Source organism: Shewanella sp. 553, from assembly GCF_059338375.1.
The window spans coordinates 2,635,296-2,653,670 of sequence record NZ_CM181701.1 but is presented as its reverse complement, the minus strand read 5'-3'; the positions used below and the strand labels follow the sequence as shown (position 1 = coordinate 2,653,670).

Genomic DNA, 18,375 nt, shown 5'->3' with positions numbered 1-18,375 from the left:
GCTTGTTCATTGGCTAATGCTCTCGCTGCTTAGTTCTGTCTTGGGAACTGTGCTGTGAACGTTCGCGACTAGCTCGATGATTGACTTGAGCGCGATGCTGAGTGTTTGGTTGAACGCTTCTCTCACGTTGAGTACTGTAATCTCGTTGAGGACTTCTATTCCGTTGCAGGCTCTTCTCTCTTTGATGTGTCCTATCTTTGCCTAAAGCGGGCTGAGTTTTTGATGACTCGACTTTATGGGCCGAGTTTGTCGTCTGCTTAATGCGTTTCTCTTGATGGATTGCTGTGTCGCTTATCTTTCGTTGGCCACGATTATCCCGTTTATAGCTACTGTTAAACTCAGATTTTTGGCTTGCTTTAATATTCCGATCTGCTCTCGTATTACTGATTGCCAGTTTATGATGAAAATCCTGTTCACGGCGCTGCTTTACTTGAGCTGTGCTGTAGTGTTTTGGTTTTGCACTGTTACCATGGCGCTCGACACTTCTTAGTTGCTTTGTGTGCAGTGTGCTGGGTCTATGGCTGTTATAGCGCTGTTTCACACTGGTCGAACGATAAGCTACACCTCGGCGATGGGCAGGTTTATGGTTCCAGCGCTGCGCGCCACTGCTGGTCACAATGCGACTGTGTGAGCGATAACGATTAGCGTGATGATGGTGAGTAACCACAATATGGCGCTTGTGCCAGTGGAACGCGCTAAAGTAATAATTAAAGCTAATGTGAATACCATTATGCCAATAAAAGCGGCTCGAGTAGTGGCTAGGATAGTGCACTGGGTATCGTGGTGGGTAGACCCAATACACTGGCGGGTAGTTATACCAGCGCCAATGGCCGTACACCACGCGAGTGTCATACACTGGCACGTAAACAATCTCTTGCTGCACAGGCTCAATGATGATCTGCTGATTAACTTTAGTCACCTTCATATTGTCCATATCATCGAAGGTGTTGGCGTTATCGGCTTGCTGACGCAACGTTTGAATACTGGCGAGTACGCGCGCTTCATCTTGCAAGAAGGCATCGCCCAGTGTTTGTGTCCAATCTAAGTCGTCACTGAGCTTTTCAAGTACGCTAGGGAAGGCGAGTAGCGCTAAGATGCTAGGATCCCAACCCTTATCTTCGGCGCGTTTGACCGCTGCTTTAGCGTCGAGTGCTTGATGTTTATTGCGCCATCGGTTGGCTTGTACCACCTCTAAAGGATAGGTCGAGGCGATTAATATGTGCGTTAGTAAACTATCGGGGTAGAGCGCGATTGGGGCTAATATTTGCGCTAGCTGGGCCTCACTAAATTGTATCTCTTCGATACGTTCTGCTGGTTCATCTAGTGCTAATACGCTAGGTGCCAGTAGTAGCTGTGATAGGGCGATAAGCAAGACTAAAGCGCCATGTTTTATGCTGTTCATATCGTCTCCAACTCTTCACTGTCTTTTGATTGACTTCGATAGTAGACGAGTGAAGATGAACATAAGCTGAAAGTCTTTTGCGGTGGATATGACAGTGTAGTGATGAGCTGCAAAGGGGATACGTTTTTTTAAGTCATCATGTTAGCCGTATTAATAGCCAATAATTTGCTTATGGGCATTTTTATCTTTAATAAAGCCATTGCTGCTGACAGCAGTATTTAAGTCCAAATACGGCAATTATTGGCCTATTAAAGGTTATCACTTCATTTATGCAGGTTTTGTGTCGTTTTATTGCTGTATCCATGAAAAATGCTCTGTACATCTTGCGTATCACCTGTTGTTTAGTTGTTACTTGAGTGGTGCTGTTGATTGAAAAGTAGAGTGTGATGTTATTGCGATATAGATAACAACTCGCACGAACAGTGTGATCTGAATGTCATGGCAAAATTAATTAATTTATTTATCCGTTAGCTGACGTTACAGATGGATTTGTTTGTTGCTAAAAAGTGTTTTTTTGATGGCTTATTGAGCTCGCCCTGGTTGTTAAAAGCACTTCCTGCTCTTAAATTGAGCAGTTCGTTTGTGTTTATTCTTTGTTGTGCTTAGCTATCATCTTTTATTGCTTTTGGTTATATAGTGAAGCTGGTTGTTATCATATATCATGCCGCGCTATAACAATCAGATCTAATATATCTTATTGCGTTATATACATTATTAAAAAATAGAACAACTGAGCCTAATCAATGAAAAATAATCGATACACCACCAATAATGAACGTAAATTTAGCGCTAATAATAAATTAATCAGCGTTACTGATTTACAAGGAAATATTCAGGATTGCAATGACGATTTTGTTGAAATTAGTGGTTATGCTAAGGATGAACTTATTGGGCAGCCACACAGTATAGTGCGTCATCCAGACATGCCTGCAGAGGCATTTAGAGTGATGTGGTCGCATTTAAAACAGGGTAAACCTTGGATGGGCTTAGTGAAAAATCGCTGTAAAAACGGCGATTTTTATTGGGTAGATGCTTATGTGACGCCAATAACCGATAAAGGCCAGGTGGTAGGGTATGAATCGGTAAGGTCTTGTCCCAAAAGAGACGATATTACCAGAGCCGAAAAGTTATATGCTCAAGTTAATCAAGGTAAAACCCCGTCGAAGCTCACCTCTCTCGCGCCAGAAAATATCTTCTTAATCCTCACTGTTATTGCTACTTTTATTCTATTTTTATCTGCTGGTTGGTCATCCATTCAAATCCCTTTACTGGCTATCGCATTTATTTATGCCGCTTGGGTAACATACAGCAAAAATGCCACGATTAATCACTTGAACGCTATGCTAAAAAATAGTTTTTCGCATCCGTTAGCAGCACAAACCTACTCAGATTCAAGTGGTGATGTGGGGTTATTGCAGGTTGCTATTTTGAGCCAAATTGCTCATTTAGGCACTGTCATTGCTCGCATTGAAACGGCAGCCTTAAGAGTGGCTAGAGAATCCGACAGGGGATATCAACAAACGGTTAAAACCGCGCAAGAGATAGAGAAACAACAGGCTGAAACGTTCCAAGTGGCTACCGCGATGAATCAAATGGCCACCACCATCACCGAGGTCTCTCGCCACGTTTCCGATACGGCAAGCCATGCAGGGATCGCCAATGACTTGGCCGTGAATGGGAATAAGGTTGCTGAAATAACCCATCAATCTATTCAAAAGCTTAATGAAACGGTATCAGATATCAGCATCTCTGTGAGTCAGTTGTCCGATCAAACCGCGTTAATTGCCAAAGCGGCACAACATATCGAACAGATAGCCGATCAGACCAATTTGTTGGCCCTTAATGCCGCTATTGAGGCGGCGCGGGCCGGCGAGCAAGGGCGAGGCTTTGCGGTTGTCGCTGATGAAGTTAGAAACTTAGCCAAGCGCACGCAAGAGTCGACGCGTGATATTTACGGTATTGTGCATGAGTTAACGGCCAGCGCAGAAGTCGCAGTGAATACCGCTAAGCTTGGTACTGATGCGGCAGAAGAAGGGTTAGAGCGAGTACAAGAAAGCACTAGCATGCTTAACGGTATTTTCGATGCCGTGGGTGAGATAACCAATATGTCGACGCAAATGGCGGCAGCGGTAGAAGAGCAGGCCCATGTTGCTGAAGATATTAATCGTCAAGTGGTGAGCATCTCAGAATTAGCTTCGGCATGTGCGGATAGTTCTAGTGAAACCACTGAATCGATGACTTTGGTTAAATCGATATCTGATGAATTACATGAATTAGTGGTGCGGTTTAAGCCTCATTAATGGCCCTGTTAAAGCTGAAGTGAAGTCGAGCTCCACGCCGCTATGACTGGAGTTGAGTCATAGCGGCGTGGTGATGCTATCCATATTATCCAGGTTGATTGAAACTCACCTCGAAGCAGGCGCCACCAAGGTGTGATGAGGTGGTAATGGTTAAATGTCCCTGATAGCTATCGATTAAGTCGCGCACAATAGCTAGGCCAATGCCATGGCCTTGCTCGTAGGTATCGACCCGCTTGCCTCGCTCAAATATGGCATGATGTTGCTGCTCACTAATCCCGTTGCCGTCATCTTCAATAATAAAGCGCAGTGTCGCCTCTTGTTGTACAACCGATAGCCTCACCCGCGAGGCGGCAGCTTTGCAGGCGTTATCGAGCAAATTCCCCAGTAACTCAGTTAAGTCACTCTGATCGCCATAAAAGACGCATTGTTCAGTGGGGGGCTGAGCATAATCGAGCTCAATGCCAGGGTGGATTTTGGTTAAGGTGCGCATCAGTTTATCTGATACTAGGCTGACCTTGATGCCCAAATGCCACGCGGTGCCTGCAGCACTTTGAGCACGTTTTAGCTGGTGGCCTATGGTGCGGTTGATCTGATCCACTTGCTCGATAGAGGTTGGGCTGAGATCTTTTTGGCTCTGGATGACTGCCAAGGGCGTTTTGAGGCTGTGGGCTAAATCCGATAGCGCATTACGATAGCGACTGCGCTGACGTTGTTCGGTACTCAGCAGCGTATTGAGTTGTTTGGCTACGGCTTGTAACTCTGTTGGATATTGCCCAGTTAATTGGTGTGACTCTCCTCGCTGCACCGATTTTAACTCTAATTTAAAGCGGGCAAGGGGTTTTAATGTCCAACGTAACCAGGCGATTTGAATGGTGAGCAGCACTAACATCAGTAGCAGTAACCAACTCCAAAGGTGCTGGCTGAACGCCTGTTGTTGCTCCGAAACGGTGGCGAAATCTTTAATGATATGCACGGTAATTGGCGCATCGGATGGATTGTGAGCTGTGGCAGCAAAACGTACGCTGAAACTGTAGATAAGGTGGGCTTTGCCATCGATGTCGATGTCACTAAAGTCACCACGGCCGACGTCTGGATTAGGTAACTGCTGTGGCTCACTGAGACCTAAAAACGAGTTAGATGCCCATATAACTTTGCTGTTAGGGGGCTTATTTACTTGCTCCGAAATTAATGCATATAGTCCCGAATTGATGACATTAAATTGATTTTCCAATAAGCGCTCAGGCATCAGCAGTTCGCCATCTTCCATGTCAGTCACCGCAAGCACTGAATATAAATAGGCACTGAGTTGGTCCTGAGTATTAATCATTACCTGTTGTTTAAAGGCATTGTTAAGCGCAAGACCTATGATGGGCAATAGCACCACGATAAGCAGCAGGGCACTTAGCATTAAGCGGGTGCTAAGTGAGTTGAATAGCTTAGTAGGTTGGTTAACTATCTTCATGGTTTTTAGTCGTTAGCCAGTTGTCGCATACGATACCCTTGGCCTCTCAAGGTTTCGATTAAGCCATGTTCATTATCAGGATCGAGTTTTTTACGTAAACGGCGAATAAACACCTCGATGACATTGGAATCTAAATCGAAATCTTGATCGTAAATATGCTCGATAAGTACGCTTTTGGATTTCACTTCACCAATATGCAGCATGAAATACTCAAATAGCTTGTATTCTGAACCGCTTAACTTGATCTGCTGCTCACCGACTTTGATTTCATGGCTGCTGGTATTGAGGCTAAATATGCCGTTTTGAATGAGTGGGCTCGATTTTCCCGCCGAGCGACGAATAAGTGCTTTGAGGCGGGCGATTAACTCTTCAGGGTGAAAAGGTTTAGTGAGATAGTCATCGGCGCCAGCATCTAACCCTTCGACTTTATCTTGCCAACTGTCTCGTGCGGTGAGGATTAAAATGGGGAACTCAATACCTTGAGCACGCAGCTGGTTAATGAGCGCGATACCATCTAACTTAGGCAGGCCCACATCAATAATGGCTGCGTCATAGCTATATTCTACCCCTTGAAATAATCCCTCTTCACCATCACTGGCCACATCTAAGGTGTAATTGGCATCAAGCAGATGCTGCTTTAAGTTATCTTGTAGCGCTAAATCATCTTCAACCAGTAATAATCGCATCTGTTTTTCCTTAACTATCAGGTTACCGTCTACTCATTTGTCCGCTTACTGCGTCAATTGATACATAAAAAACGACACCATCGGCGCTGAGCAGTTTAGCGCGATATCCTGGGTTGCCATTGATCTTGGCTGATTGAACACTGAGCACTTTACCTCCGTATTGGCTTTTAACCATTTGGGTGGCCTGTTGGCGGTTTTTGACTCTGAGATTGGGTTGGTTTTTTTGTGCAGCGATTAACATGCTACTACTTGCCATCGTCGATAACCCATAGCTTGCTGCATTCCCATGAGAGGGGAGTAAAAAGCAAAGTGATGCTATCAATATCAGCGCAATTCTCATCAAAAGTACCTGTATTCCTATTGTCTGCTCAGTGTAAAAGATCCTATAAAAATAAGAAACATATCAACCTACTTAGGCCCTATTTTAGTCCTGTTATTTCGCTTGTTGTGCCACACCTTGTTGCACTCATAAACTGATGGCTAACTCCTATTATCCCCAAGTGAAAATGAATATTAGCTGAATGGTTTTTTTACATCATCACACTGAATTAACGATATTTTATCGTTCAGCTCATGTTCATTTTGGGCGGGCTTTAATAGATGCAACGACAAGATAACAGTTCTAAATGGAGATTGATTATGCCAACAATCACTCAGCTTACTCAAAACGTTACAACGGCGTTAACATCGACAATCTCGCTGCTTAATTCAAGAGTCTTACCGAGTGTGTTACTGCTTGGTTTGAGTTCGAGCATAGCGGTTGCGGCCGGCAATACTGCTGGTGAAAATAGCGCTGCTGACAATACAGATACGTTGAGCTCAGTATCGAAAAGTATTGCGCAAGGCTCAAGTGGCAAACCGCAGCCATTTAGCCGCGCTTTGCAGCCAATGAACGCGGCTCAGTTGTTAGCCGCTGAGCAACTTAAGCAAATTGAGAGCACGAGTAAGCAACGCAAGACTCGTGAACAAGTGATCGCGGAGCGTCAGTCTAGCGGGAATAAAACCGAGAAGCTACGCTCAGCATCCCAGCGTTTGAATGCGGGCATTTACCATGAATTCTCTATCTATGAGGCGAGTAGTCGTTTGTTTGAAGATATTGACTACGATGGATTTTTCCGCACATTTAGCGTGACCTTTGATGCCGATGTTCATAGTTTCTATATGGGCGAGCGTGCCGATGTTTTTGCTGATCTTTATTTAAGTCGAAACGGCGGCCCCTGGGAGCTTTATCATACCACTGATGTTTTCACTATTGTTGACGATGTGAGTGATGACGATTTTGAGGTATTAACGACCTTGCATGCAGGTTATCCAACCGATCATTACGATGTGTTGATCGATCTGTATGAGGTTGGTTACAGTGATATTGTTGCCACCATTAGCAGCGATGATCTCGACGAGCTTTATGCTTTACCCTTAGAAAGTGCCGATCGCGATAATGACGAATACATAGTGTCAGAGGTGATTATCGAAGGCGGCGCAATATCTGTGTTCGGGCTGTTAGGCTTAGTTGGGTTGGCCCGTTATCAGGCGTAGACGCCGACTTAAAGGGGCTATTTCTGTGTAATGGCACTAATATATCAATGTTAGTCTTACTTATCAGATGATTTATACCCATCTATGAGGTGGCAATTGATAGCGACTTAGGCAAGGCTTACTTTTGCTGCCACTGAGCTTGTAGTGGGAAATTTAAATAATAAAGCGATAGTAGGTCATCCCTACTATCGCTTAGTTGGCTAATTAACTTTATATTAGCTGATTAGAAACGGTAGCTAACTTCCGCACGATATGTTGCACCAATAGCAGCGCCTGGGTAGGCAAAGCTATTGTAATACGGCCATGAATCATGAGAAGTATCAGTTTGTGGGCGCTCATTAAAGATGTTCTCACCGCTAATCAACACACTTAAGTCATCCGTGAAGTTGTAACCCACAGTCATGTTTACTGTGAAGTAAGGGTCTAAACGGTCGACTTTAAGTACTTCTCCAGTGTCAGGATCGTAGTTTTCAGCAGGTTGTTCCCACACAGGGATTTGACCAATTCTGTCAACACGAGTAGCAACAATCCAATCTTGATATTGCCAGCTAACCACTACGTTTGTCTTAGAACGTGGCTCTGAATTATCTTTGTCATCACGAATATCTTCTACTGGAGAATCATCGTTGACTTGATATTCTGTTTTAAGAATATGAGTCCAGCCAAATTGGAAGCCAAAATCACCGTAAGAGGTATCAATGGTGTAATTTACCTTAGCATCTAAACCGCTCTGACCGTAGAGTGATTTATTTTCTGGCGTTACACTGATTGATTCCAGTTGACCTTCACCCGGTGTACCCGCCGCACCGCGATTAATTTTAGCGCTATTGCTTGTACATTCGCTGCTGCTTGGATCTTTACCGTTTAAGCCATATTGACAGTCATATTCTAGGTTTAGAATATCTTGGGCACTCTCATCGGCAATAATATCTTCTAAAGAGATATCATAGTAATCAAGAGTAAAGCTGAAGTTATCAAAAGGTTCAACAATAACTCCTACACCCCAGTTAGTACCTTTCTCTTCTTCAAGAGTCTGGCTACCTGAACGACTTCCCTGGTAGTTAGTGGCTTCACACGAGCTTGGATTTGGGATGAAGTTTGGATCATCACCAAAATCATTCACGCGGCAATCAACATAGTCATATGCACTAGAGTAGAAGCCTGATGGGCCTGCAAATACATAATGCATATCTGGCGCTCTAAAGCTTTGTCCCCAGTTAGCCCTAAACTTCAACTCATCCATCACTTTATAAGTTAAGTTAACGCTTGGAGATACTCGTCCGCCAACATCGGTAGTGCTATCATCATATTCATCGTAACGCGCTGCAACACCAAGATCTAGGTCGTCAATCACTGGGATCAGTAGTTCGATACCTGCAGCATAACGACTACGATCGCCACCGCCTTCAGTGCCCGTTAGGCCTTGCCAACCATTGCCATCTTGATTCAGAGTACGTTCATCTTGATTAAGCTCGTAACCTTGCTTGTTGTATTCGATAACCGCGGCAAAGCCAACAGGACCTGCAGGTAGCTCAAAGAGATCACCGTTGATGTCGGCTGACATGGTACGAGAGTACGAATCGGCGACAATCACTTGGGTGCCAAGTACTTGATCTCTAATCTCAGGAGTAATGACATCATATAATCCCACAGAGCCTTGACCATTATAAAGACCATACGGGTTATCGACTTGGCCTAAAAAGAGCTCAGTAACTTTCTCTTCTTTCATCCAATCTCTATTACTTTCATAGTCATAACGACTTTCAGAGTAATAAACTTGCCAGTTATATTCATTGCCGATATCCCCTTTTAAACCAAGGGTGACATTGTAGCTTTGCTCATCGAATGTAGTGGTGCGCTGGCCCATTTCGTTAAAGTTAAATAGACGTTGAGCAAGCACATAGTCTTTTGAACCACCGGCAAAGTTACCAGAGCCATCAGGTGTGTCCATCAATAAGTATTCGCTGTAGAAATGGCGTGAACCATAAACAGCTGAGTCGACTGTTGAATACATAGTGTCTGCAAATAATTGCAGGTGGTCATTGATATCGTAAGTACCGAATAGGTAACCGGTTAAAGTTTCGCGCTCGTTACGGATGGTATTATCACCTGTAGTATCGACACCACAGTAATTACCAAATCCTTCACGTTCAGCATAGGTATATCCAGAGCCCGAGTCTTCACATTTTTGGGCACCCGGATCTCTATACTGTGCCGTAAAGGCATCCATAAATAAAATACCACGCGATAATGGGCCTGCGCCTGCTGGATTATCATCAACAGAGTCCATAAAGTCTCTATCACGAGAGTAGATAGGCTCTTGCTCATAATACTCTAATGTTCCGCCTATTGAATAATTAGAGCCTGTGGTTCCTGAGGTAATACTTAAGCGCTTTTGATCACCACCACCGTCTTGGGTTAAGCCATACATGGCATTAACAGTTGTGGAATCAATGTCTTTCTTTAGAATGATGTTAACAACACCAGCAACAGCATCTGAACCGTAAATAGCGGAAGCGCCTTGAGTCAAAATTTCAATTCGGTCAACCGCTGAAAATGGCACGCCGCTTAAGTTAACGAAGTTACTTTGTCCGTTATAAGGTGTTGGGTTTTCGGCAATACGTCTGCCGTTGAGTAGTACAAGAGTATAACCGGGTCCAAAACCACGTAGGTTAATGACATCAGCGTTTGGTGTGAAACCGCCTTGAGCACCAAATTCATTACCTTGTACTGTACCTGTATTTTGCGAGATACTTTGAATCGCATCAAAGGCAGTAGTAAAACCTTCGTTTTTCATATCTTCAGCGGTTAATACTACAACAGGCTGCGCAGTTTCTAAGTCGGTTCGATTAATACGACTACCGGTAACTTCCACTCGTTCTATTTCTTGTTCAATGACGACTTCATCTGCTTCAGCTGCAAACGCACTTGTCCCAGCAGTCAATGATGTAGCCAGCAATCCTAATTGAATTGCCCGGTATAACTTTGTTGTACTGTGCATGTCTACTTCTCCGAACCACTTCGCGATCCCCGTATTGCTGTTGCTTTACGTTTGGATATGCGAGTTTGGTTGTTTGTTTTTATGTTAATTTTGTTGGTTCTTTGCAACATAACCTACGGTATATCAAAGAGAATCGGATGTAAACAAGGTGGTTAAAAAGTTGCGTAATAGTTGTTAATGTTGTAAGTATTGCTTTGCTTTATATGTCTCTGAGGATATTTATTCTGATAAATAATGCTCAGGTAGGTTTATATTTCACTAAAGCTCGACATTTATTGTTAATGGCATGGAGTGTCATAGTGACAACGCGAGATTTATTGAGTGATATTTGATAATGGAAGGTTGTATATGGTGAAGGGGTCTAAAGTCTTGCTTACGGCAGGAATGTTATTTTTAAGTAGTAGTGCGGTAGTTTCTGCAGCCACTGATGTTGAGCAATTTTCTAAACACAGTATGTTTAATAATGTCAAAATTTCTCCAGATGGTCGTTATTTAGCTGCGACTTACCCCTTTAAGGAGCATAGGCGACTGGCAATCATTAATAATGCTGATCAAAAGATAGTTTGTAATTTTTTCTTTAAGGATGATGAGTCAGTTCAGGGTTTTTGGTGGGCAAATGACGAACGTGTATTGATGACAATTTCTACACAGTCAGGTCAATACGCGGCCCCTTTTCTGACCGGTGAGTTATTTGCGGGTAATTATGATTGCTCTAAAAAAGAGCAATTATTCGGAGTGCGTAATAACGATATTGCAGCGGCAAATATAGAAAGCCTGTTGATGGATGATCCCGAAAACATATTAATTTCATCAAATTTAGAAAAAAAGCAATTTAGTAATTTATATAAATTAGATATTTATAATGGAAAACGTCAGTTAGTCGAGAAAGCGAATTTTGAAAACGCTTCAATTGTGTTAGACAACGACGATAAGTGGCGAGTAAGTCAGTCAATGGTGACGGAGCGTAAGGGCATCTTAAAAGCTGAAGGCTCTGGAGACATGATCACTTATCTTCGCGATAGTAAAGATAATTGGCAAAAACTGTCTTTAATTGATTTGGTGCGTACCAGTGCTCAAGGTTCGGCAAATGTAGTTGGATTTAGTGCTGATAATAACTACATGTATACATTAGATAATACAGAAGCCAGTACACAAGGTATCTATAAAATAGAATTAGCGACAGGTAAGCGTGAACTCATGTATCGCAATGAGATAGTTGATTCACGCCCCTTGATGGATGTTTATACATCAAAAGAAGGTAAGCGTATAAAAGAAGTTGTAGGCGCAGTTTTCCATGATGGAAAACCCGACCTGGTCTTTTTTGATGAAGAGTCTGCATTTGCTAAAGAGTTTAGGGGGTTACAACAAGCGTTTAAAGGTAACGTCTTGAGTATCACTTCAAAAACAGCTGATAACAATAAATGGGTATTGATGACGTACTCGGATGTTAATCCTGGTAAGTTTTTTATTTATGATAGAGTGACGAAAAAGGCATCGTTTCTAGCAGCCTCTCGACCATGGATTGATGAGACTAAAATGTCTCATAAAACGCCTGTCAGCTTTGTTGCACGTGATGGATTGACTATCCATGGCTACTTAACCATCCCCAAAGGTAGTGAAGGGAAAAATTTACCACTGATTGTTCACCCCCACGGTGGTCCTCATGGGTCTAGGGATTACTGGGGATTTGAAGATGAAGTACAAGTATATGCCAGTGAAGGTTATGGCGTTCTTCAGATCAACTTTCGTGGCTCTGGCGGCTATGGTCGTGAATTTGAAGATGGTGGCTACGGTCAGTGGGGCGGAGAGATGCAGGATGACTTAACCGATGGTACCCTATGGGCGATAAAACAAGGGTATGCAGATAAAGATAAGATTTGTATTTCTGGTGCGAGTTATGGTGGTTATGCAGCACTAATGGGGGTAGTTAAAGAACCGGATCTTTATAAATGTGCTATTGGCTATGTTGGGGTATATGACTTACCTTTGATGTTCAGCAAAGGCAATGTTGCTGAAAGACTTGGTTGGGGTAAGCAATATATGGAAGAAGCTTTTGGCGGTACTGAAGCTGAAATGAAGAAAAACTCTCCTGCATACCATGCCGATAAAATCAAAGCCGGTGTATTTTTAGTTCATGGCGGGCGAGATGAGCAAGCTCATTATGAGAATGCCTATGTCATGCGCGATGCTTTGACTAAGGCGGGTAAAGAGCCTAAGTGGTTGTGGAAACAAACAGAAGGTCATGGTTTCTATGACGAGGATAACCGCAAAGAGCTTTATACGGAAATGGCTTCTTTCTTAAAAACCTATTTGAATTAAATCTCTGAGCTAGATGATAAGCTTAAAGCCACCTTTATAAGGTGGCTTTTTATTGGATTTCGTTTATTGGTTTTTAACTTAGTAATTACGGTGCATCGAAGCCGTATTCTGCCAGAATGGCTTGGCCTTGTGGCGCGATTATAAAATTGGCTAATTCATTGGCGTGAGGGTGGGCACCATTGAGCACCGTGAGGCCATAGTTAGCGCCGACGCTGAGATTGTCGGGTAGGGCGATTATCTGCAGTGTATTCACCTGCTTTTTGGCCAATACTGCGTTGGTGCAATAGGTCAAAAAAATATCAGCTTGGTGGTTTTCCATCACCCAGCCATAGGGATTGCGGCCATCAGGTGCTTTAGCACTGGTTGGGCCGCCGGTTAATTGCAAGGCTTTGCTGCTTAGTATTTTTTGGGCATTTGGTGACAGTTTTTCCGCTCGCTCGAATACCTTAAAAGCATAATCCCCAGCGGGATCGGCTTTGGGAGTCGAGGTGCCTAAGCGAGTCGTGTCATTTAACATCTGCTGGAGTAAGGTGGTAGGCGTTACGGTGACTTCTGGCTGGGCGAGGGCACACAGCTTATTACGGGCAAACATCACCACTTCACCACTCAGGCCCGCGTTATGCAATGCGGTGGGGTGTTTCATGTTCGCAGATGCATACAGGTCGACTTTTTCTCCCTGCTCAATACGTTGACGTAGCAGTCCTGAGGGCGCAAATTGCGCATCAATATCACTAACAGTACCGCTTGTTTGTTGATATGCCCCGATGATATCTGTCATGGCGGCTTTTAAACTCCCGGCTGCGCGAAATTGCAGTGGGTTGTCATGTGCTACGGCGCTGGTGGTTAATCCGAGAGTCAGTAAGGTTCCTAATATCCATTGATGCTTCATTATTGTATTCCTATACGTAAACGATAGTTGCTCAGGGTATCAAGCCTGAGTTGATAGCGGCTCGCAATAGGGTGTTGAGTTTAGGTGAAAGACTTGCAGTAGAGATCGCTAACTTACGTTGATTATACGACAAATTGTCGCAGCCCATCATGAGAGACTTGTTTGGTTGGCTATCACTCTCAGTGAGAGAGCATTAGTAGTGCCAACAGCTTGGCCACTGCATTGAGCTTAATACCTTACAAAGGGGGGATTAAGCTCACAACTAGCCTCAATTGATCACGGCGATTACTTCATCACGGCCATTATTTCATCAGAGCCTTAGTGCCGATAATTTTAAATGCCGGAACGCCTCTGACCAACGTTGGCCTTGCAAAGGCTTGCTGACACTGAGGGCAGATACCCGGTGCGAAGGTATAGTCTTCGCTTATCCGCTCTTTAAAACATTTAACCAGTGCGCCTTTGCCTCCCTTACGGTATTTATACAGTTTGCATTTGCACTGAGCACAGACAATATCGACAGTCCGACTAGGGCCTTTCTTATTGGGTTTTGCCATAATAATATTTTGCTCTCAACGGCTTAGAGCCTAATGCTTACGTCATAAAAAATGGGGCCATACTGTTAACATATGCGCAACTTGGTTATAGTGGTGGCCATTCAAGCGAAGTTGGTGTTACTTCATGATTAACATAATAAAAAAAAGTGTCATCTTGCTGTTATCGGTTGCCTTTTTGCTGCTCGTTGGCGCCTATATTAGTTTGCACTTGAGTCTACCTAAACTGACTGGCGAATTGAAGACAGCCAAGATCAGCAGTGTAACCTCCATTGAGCGAGATAAACTAGGCACAGCGGTCATTAGCGGCAAAAATCGCCAAGATGTGGCTTTTGCATTGGGGTTTGCCCACGGTCAAGACCGCTTCTTTCAAATGGATCTGCTGCGGCGTAATTCGGCGGGTGAGCTGAGTGAAATTTTTGGCCCCATAGCGGTTAACCTCGACAAACAGCGCCGTTTCCATCAACTGAGAAAGCGTGCCAATAAGGCATTGACTCAGTTGCCCGTGGCGCAGCAACAGTTGCTCGATCGTTATACCGATGGCGTCAATCAAGCGTTAGCTCAGCAGCGATTACGCTCATTCGAATACCTACTGACCCGCAGTCGCCCTGAGCCTTGGCATCCAAGTGATAGCTTGCTGGTAATTTACAGTATGTATCTGGATTTACAGAGTAATACCATAGCAAGAGATATCACGCTGACCCTAATAGATCGGATGTTTGGCAAACCGATGCGGGCATTTATCACCCAAACCTCGAACTATCAGGCGGCATTAGATCACAGTTTATTCCCCTCCGATCCGCCGCTTATTCCTATGCTCGAAAGCAGCCTAATGGCAAATCGCCGCGATAGCGTTATTGGCGAGATGGCTGAAGTTGGCAGTAATAACTGGGCGGTCACAGGCACCTTAACCGAGTCAGGACATGCCATGCTCTCTGACGATATGCACCTGTCATTTGCCGTGCCTATTATCTGGTATCGGGCGCAGCTTAATTATACTGATGCAAACGGCCAAGCGGTACAAGTGACCGGGATTTCCCTACCCGGGGCTCCCGCGATTGTGGTCGGTTCTAATGGTAAAGTGGCTTGGGGCTTTACTAATGCTTACATCGATACCGCCGATTGGGTCGCCATTACCGCCGATGAACCGTTAACCCAAGAACAAGAGCCCATTGCCTTGGCTGGTGATGTTGTGGATCATCAGGTGATAACCTCTCGCTTTGGACCGGTTAAAACCTATGCAGGTCAACCTTATGCGCTCTCTTGGGTGGCGCACCAAGATTACGCCGTCAATATGGAGTTAATGGCACTTGAGACCGTAAGCGATGCCGAGCAGGGGATAGCCATTGCCCATGGTTTTGGCGTGCCGGTGCAAAATATGTTGATTGTCGATGCTAAAGGCAATGCGGCATGGCAAATAGCGGGAGCGGTGCCGGCAAGACCCAATCCAAGTGATGTGGCGCAAGAGCCTGAGCAGGTAAAACTGTCATTGTGGCAACAAGGTGAAAGCCATTTACCGCAGGCATTCAATCCCAGCGGTGCTAGATTATGGAGTGCGAATGCGCGGGTGATGAGCACAAACGATGCAAGGCGTTTTGGCGATGGAGGCTATGCATTGGGCGCGCGCAGCGCACAAGTGCGTGATAGGTTGCAAGAGCAAGAGCAATTTAACGAAGCCGATTTTTACCGTATTCAACTGGATAATCAGGCGCGCTTTTATCGACCTTGGCATGATCTCCTACTTAAGACGTTGATGTCTCAACCGCAGCGTTTTGCCGAAGATATTCATCATCTGCAACAATGGGGCGAATGTGCTTGCAGCGAGTCGATAGGCTTTACCTTAGTGAAACAGTTTAGAAGCCAGCTTGTCGATCGCAGTTTTGCGGCGATAGAGACACCATTGAGTCAGCATCAATTAAGTCTGTCAGTGTTAAAGCGCTATCTTGAACCCGCCATGTGGCAGCTGTTACGCGAGCAGCCAGCAAGCTGGTTACCCAGTGAGTACGCTTCATGGCAGGAGTTTGTGATTGGTACCTATGTGATGGCCACTCAGTCTCTGATGGCCCAGCACAGTGAGAGTCATCGTTATGAAGACCTGGCATGGGGTAAGGTGAACACCTTGCATATTCAGCACCCGTTTAGTAAGCAGATGCCGCTGTTGAGCCGTTGGTTAGATATGCCTAAGGTGGCAGGCTTTGGCGATACCTTTATGCCTGCGGTGCAGCGCCCTAATTTTGGTGCATCACAGCGCTTTATTGTGCAGCCAGGGCTTGAGTCGCACGCTATTTTAACCATACCCGGCGGGCAGTCGGGGCATCCGCTATCGCCTTATTACCGCGCCGGATTCGATGAGTATGCAGAGCAGGCTGCCACGCCGTTATTACCTGGAGCGATTCAGGCGCGTTTAGTGCTGCAACCCGCAAACTGACCAAGATACAGAGTGCTAGATAATAAAAAACCAGCTTAAGCTGGTTTTTGACTATCTATCGAACTCGCGGCTTGAACTCTAGTAGCTAGAGTTTGCAGCTAGAGTTTGAACTTACCTCTTAGGCCATGCGCTCAACGGGTTTCCAGCGCAGTAGTTCACTAGGTAGTTTTATGCCTTGGGCGGTGATGCTGTTAATGCGATTGAGGTAAGCCGCGCCGTACATCAAGTGTTTCGCCAAATCCACCGCATTACGATTTTGGTAGTCATCTAAATAACTGCCTTTGGCCCACTGGTTAAAGGCGCCAAGTGCAGGACCTGCCCAAATTTGGTAATCCATCTCACGGCCAACTTCACCTGAGTTTGACCAGCGGCTCGACAGTCCTAAATACCAGCGGAAAATCAGTGCCATCTTACGTTTTGGGTTACCTTCTGCGCGTTCTATCTGCTTAGGATCGCGCTCATTAAAGTGGGCGACGGTGCCCGCCCAAATATCATCGAGACTTGAGCGAAACACCTGCTTCTCAAGTTTTTCACGCTCATCGGCGGGGATGGACTCAATGGCGTCATAACGGCTGTAGATCTCATACAGCTTATTAGCGCGCATCGGAAATAGCGTGCCACGTTTAACCACCTGAAGCTTAACGCCCATCTCAAACATGTCGGCGGCAGGTGCCATGGTGACATCGGCCATCTCTGTGGTGGCCAGAAGCTTGCGGGTATGCTCACTGGCCCCGGCTTCGACACAGGCTTGGTTGATTGAACCGGTAACGATATAAGCGGCGCCCATGTTAAAGGTCGCCAATGCCGCATCTGGGGTGCCCACACCACCGCCACAACCCACGCGAAGTGGTGTTGGGTATTGGTACTTGGCTTGGATCTCCTCTTTTAGCGCGAGAATGGTGGGGAGCAGCGTAACCAAAGGACGGTTATCGGTATGGCCGCCAGAATCGGCTTCGGCAGTAATATCGTCAGCCATGGGGATCTGTTGGGCCATCTCCATCTGATCGACACTGATCAAACCCTCATCCACGAGTTTTTGTAGCATCTTCACGGGCGCAGGCATCATGAACTTTTCTGCCACTTCGGTGCGGCTCACTTTAGCGATCACCTTGTTGCCGATAACGATGTTGCCATGGGCGTCACGACTCAGACCCGCTGCGCGGTAGTAAACAATCTGTGGTGTGAGGCCTAAGAAAGCCGATGCTTCAACAGTGCGTACCTTATGCTTAAGAAACAGCTCGACGCTGCCACGCTCTAGGGCGGGTTCGCTTGGGCTATGAATAAGGTTAAACATGTAAGGGCCATTGGGCAGCGCGGCTTGAATGCGGTTAATGGCGGCTTCTACCCGGCTAGGGATCAGACCCGCAGCGCCAAATGAGCACAGAATGCCCGCTTTACCTAAGGCGATAACCAGCTCTTCAGAGGAGATGCCGTTGGCCATGGCGCCAGCATAGTAAGCATATTTTACGCCGTGAACGCGGCGAAAATTACTGTCGCCAAGGCTTTCGGTGCCCAGTGCAGGGGTGAAAGCGCTCACTGGATGGCCTTGAGTGTTGTTAGTCGTCATTAGGCTGGCTTGTGTCGCGATGCCAACGCCTTTGTCGCTGTCATTGATGACATAACAGGCGCGGCTGAAATCTTTCAGCTGCGCGGCCATGGTTGTCGTATCAAAACTGATGTCGGCATCACTGACTTGCCAAGGCCATGGCGATAATTTGTCGTTGGTTGTGGTGGGATTCATTTAAATAAGACCCTTATCATTTTTTATGCTTTATTCGATTGTCTAACTTGAGGTATTGGC

The 18,375-nt window shown here is 45.3% G+C and carries 12 protein-coding genes; 4 read left to right on the top strand and 8 right to left on the bottom strand.

All coding sequences use genetic code 11. The features are described 5' to 3' along the window. Positions 1-13: 13 nt before the first annotated feature. Positions 14-1,402, bottom strand: coding sequence for a DUF3300 domain-containing protein (locus AC5YBZ_RS11725; protein WP_494542942.1), 1,389 nt, complete (start codon positions 1,400-1,402; stop codon positions 14-16). A 743-nt stretch (positions 1,403-2,145) separates the two neighbouring features. Between AC5YBZ_RS11725 and AC5YBZ_RS11720 the strand changes: the two genes are divergently transcribed. Next, positions 2,146-3,702: a methyl-accepting chemotaxis protein gene (locus tag AC5YBZ_RS11720; protein ID WP_494542941.1), complete on the top strand. Its 1,557-nt coding sequence runs from the start codon at positions 2,146-2,148 to the stop codon at positions 3,700-3,702. Positions 3,703-3,787: 85 nt separating this feature from the next. Here AC5YBZ_RS11720 and AC5YBZ_RS11715 read toward each other — a convergent pair whose 3' ends face one another. Genes AC5YBZ_RS11715 through AC5YBZ_RS11705 form a run of 3 tightly spaced genes read right to left on the bottom strand, consistent with a single transcriptional unit; the run spans position 3,788 to position 6,106 of the window. Further along, positions 3,788-5,164 carry an ATP-binding protein gene (locus AC5YBZ_RS11715; protein ID WP_494542940.1) on the bottom strand — a complete coding sequence of 459 codons (1,377 nt, stop codon included), beginning with the start codon at positions 5,162-5,164 and terminating at the stop codon, positions 3,788-3,790. Positions 5,165-5,169: 5 nt separating this feature from the next. After that, positions 5,170-5,850 (bottom strand): response regulator transcription factor, encoded by a 681-nt coding sequence (locus AC5YBZ_RS11710; RefSeq protein WP_494542939.1) that lies wholly within the window; start codon positions 5,848-5,850, stop codon positions 5,170-5,172. A gap of 22 nt (positions 5,851-5,872) precedes the next feature. Continuing rightward, entirely contained in the window at positions 5,873-6,106 is a 234-nt protein-coding gene (locus AC5YBZ_RS11705; protein WP_494521318.1) for a PepSY domain-containing protein, read from the bottom strand. Positions 6,107-6,489: 383 nt separating this feature from the next. Between AC5YBZ_RS11705 and AC5YBZ_RS11700 the strand changes: the two genes are divergently transcribed. Next, the gene (locus AC5YBZ_RS11700) at positions 6,490-7,386 is read left to right on the top strand and encodes a choice-of-anchor H family protein (protein WP_494542938.1); all 897 of its coding nucleotides are present in this window, start codon (positions 6,490-6,492) and stop codon (positions 7,384-7,386) included. Between the two features lie 223 nt (positions 7,387-7,609). On the opposite strand, the gene AC5YBZ_RS11695 is transcribed toward AC5YBZ_RS11700, so the two are convergent. Continuing rightward, positions 7,610-10,387, bottom strand: coding sequence for a TonB-dependent receptor domain-containing protein (locus AC5YBZ_RS11695; RefSeq protein ID WP_494521320.1), 2,778 nt, complete (start codon positions 10,385-10,387; stop codon positions 7,610-7,612). Positions 10,388-10,735: 348 nt separating this feature from the next. Between AC5YBZ_RS11695 and AC5YBZ_RS11690 the strand changes: the two genes are divergently transcribed. Continuing rightward, positions 10,736-12,706 carry an alpha/beta hydrolase family protein gene (locus tag AC5YBZ_RS11690; protein WP_494542937.1) on the top strand — a complete coding sequence of 657 codons (1,971 nt, stop codon included), beginning with the start codon at positions 10,736-10,738 and terminating at the stop codon, positions 12,704-12,706. Positions 12,707-12,791: 85 nt separating this feature from the next. Here AC5YBZ_RS11690 and AC5YBZ_RS11685 read toward each other — a convergent pair whose 3' ends face one another. After that, positions 12,792-13,595 carry a molybdate ABC transporter substrate-binding protein gene (locus tag AC5YBZ_RS11685; protein WP_494521322.1) on the bottom strand — a complete coding sequence of 268 codons (804 nt, stop codon included), beginning with the start codon at positions 13,593-13,595 and terminating at the stop codon, positions 12,792-12,794. 302 nt (positions 13,596-13,897) lie between these two features. Next, entirely contained in the window at positions 13,898-14,149 is a 252-nt protein-coding gene (locus AC5YBZ_RS11680) for a hypothetical protein (RefSeq protein ID WP_110458578.1), read from the bottom strand. Positions 14,150-14,273: 124 nt separating this feature from the next. Between AC5YBZ_RS11680 and AC5YBZ_RS11675 the strand changes: the two genes are divergently transcribed. Beyond that, positions 14,274-16,574: a penicillin acylase family protein gene (locus AC5YBZ_RS11675; RefSeq protein WP_494542936.1), complete on the top strand. Its 2,301-nt coding sequence runs from the start codon at positions 14,274-14,276 to the stop codon at positions 16,572-16,574. Positions 16,575-16,692: 118 nt separating this feature from the next. Here AC5YBZ_RS11675 and pfaD read toward each other — a convergent pair whose 3' ends face one another. Next, on the bottom strand, positions 16,693-18,315 hold the full coding sequence (gene pfaD, locus AC5YBZ_RS11670) for an eicosapentaenoate synthase subunit PfaD (RefSeq protein ID WP_494542935.1): 1,623 nt from the start codon (positions 18,313-18,315) through the stop codon (positions 16,693-16,695). Positions 18,316-18,375: the final 60 nt, after the last annotated feature.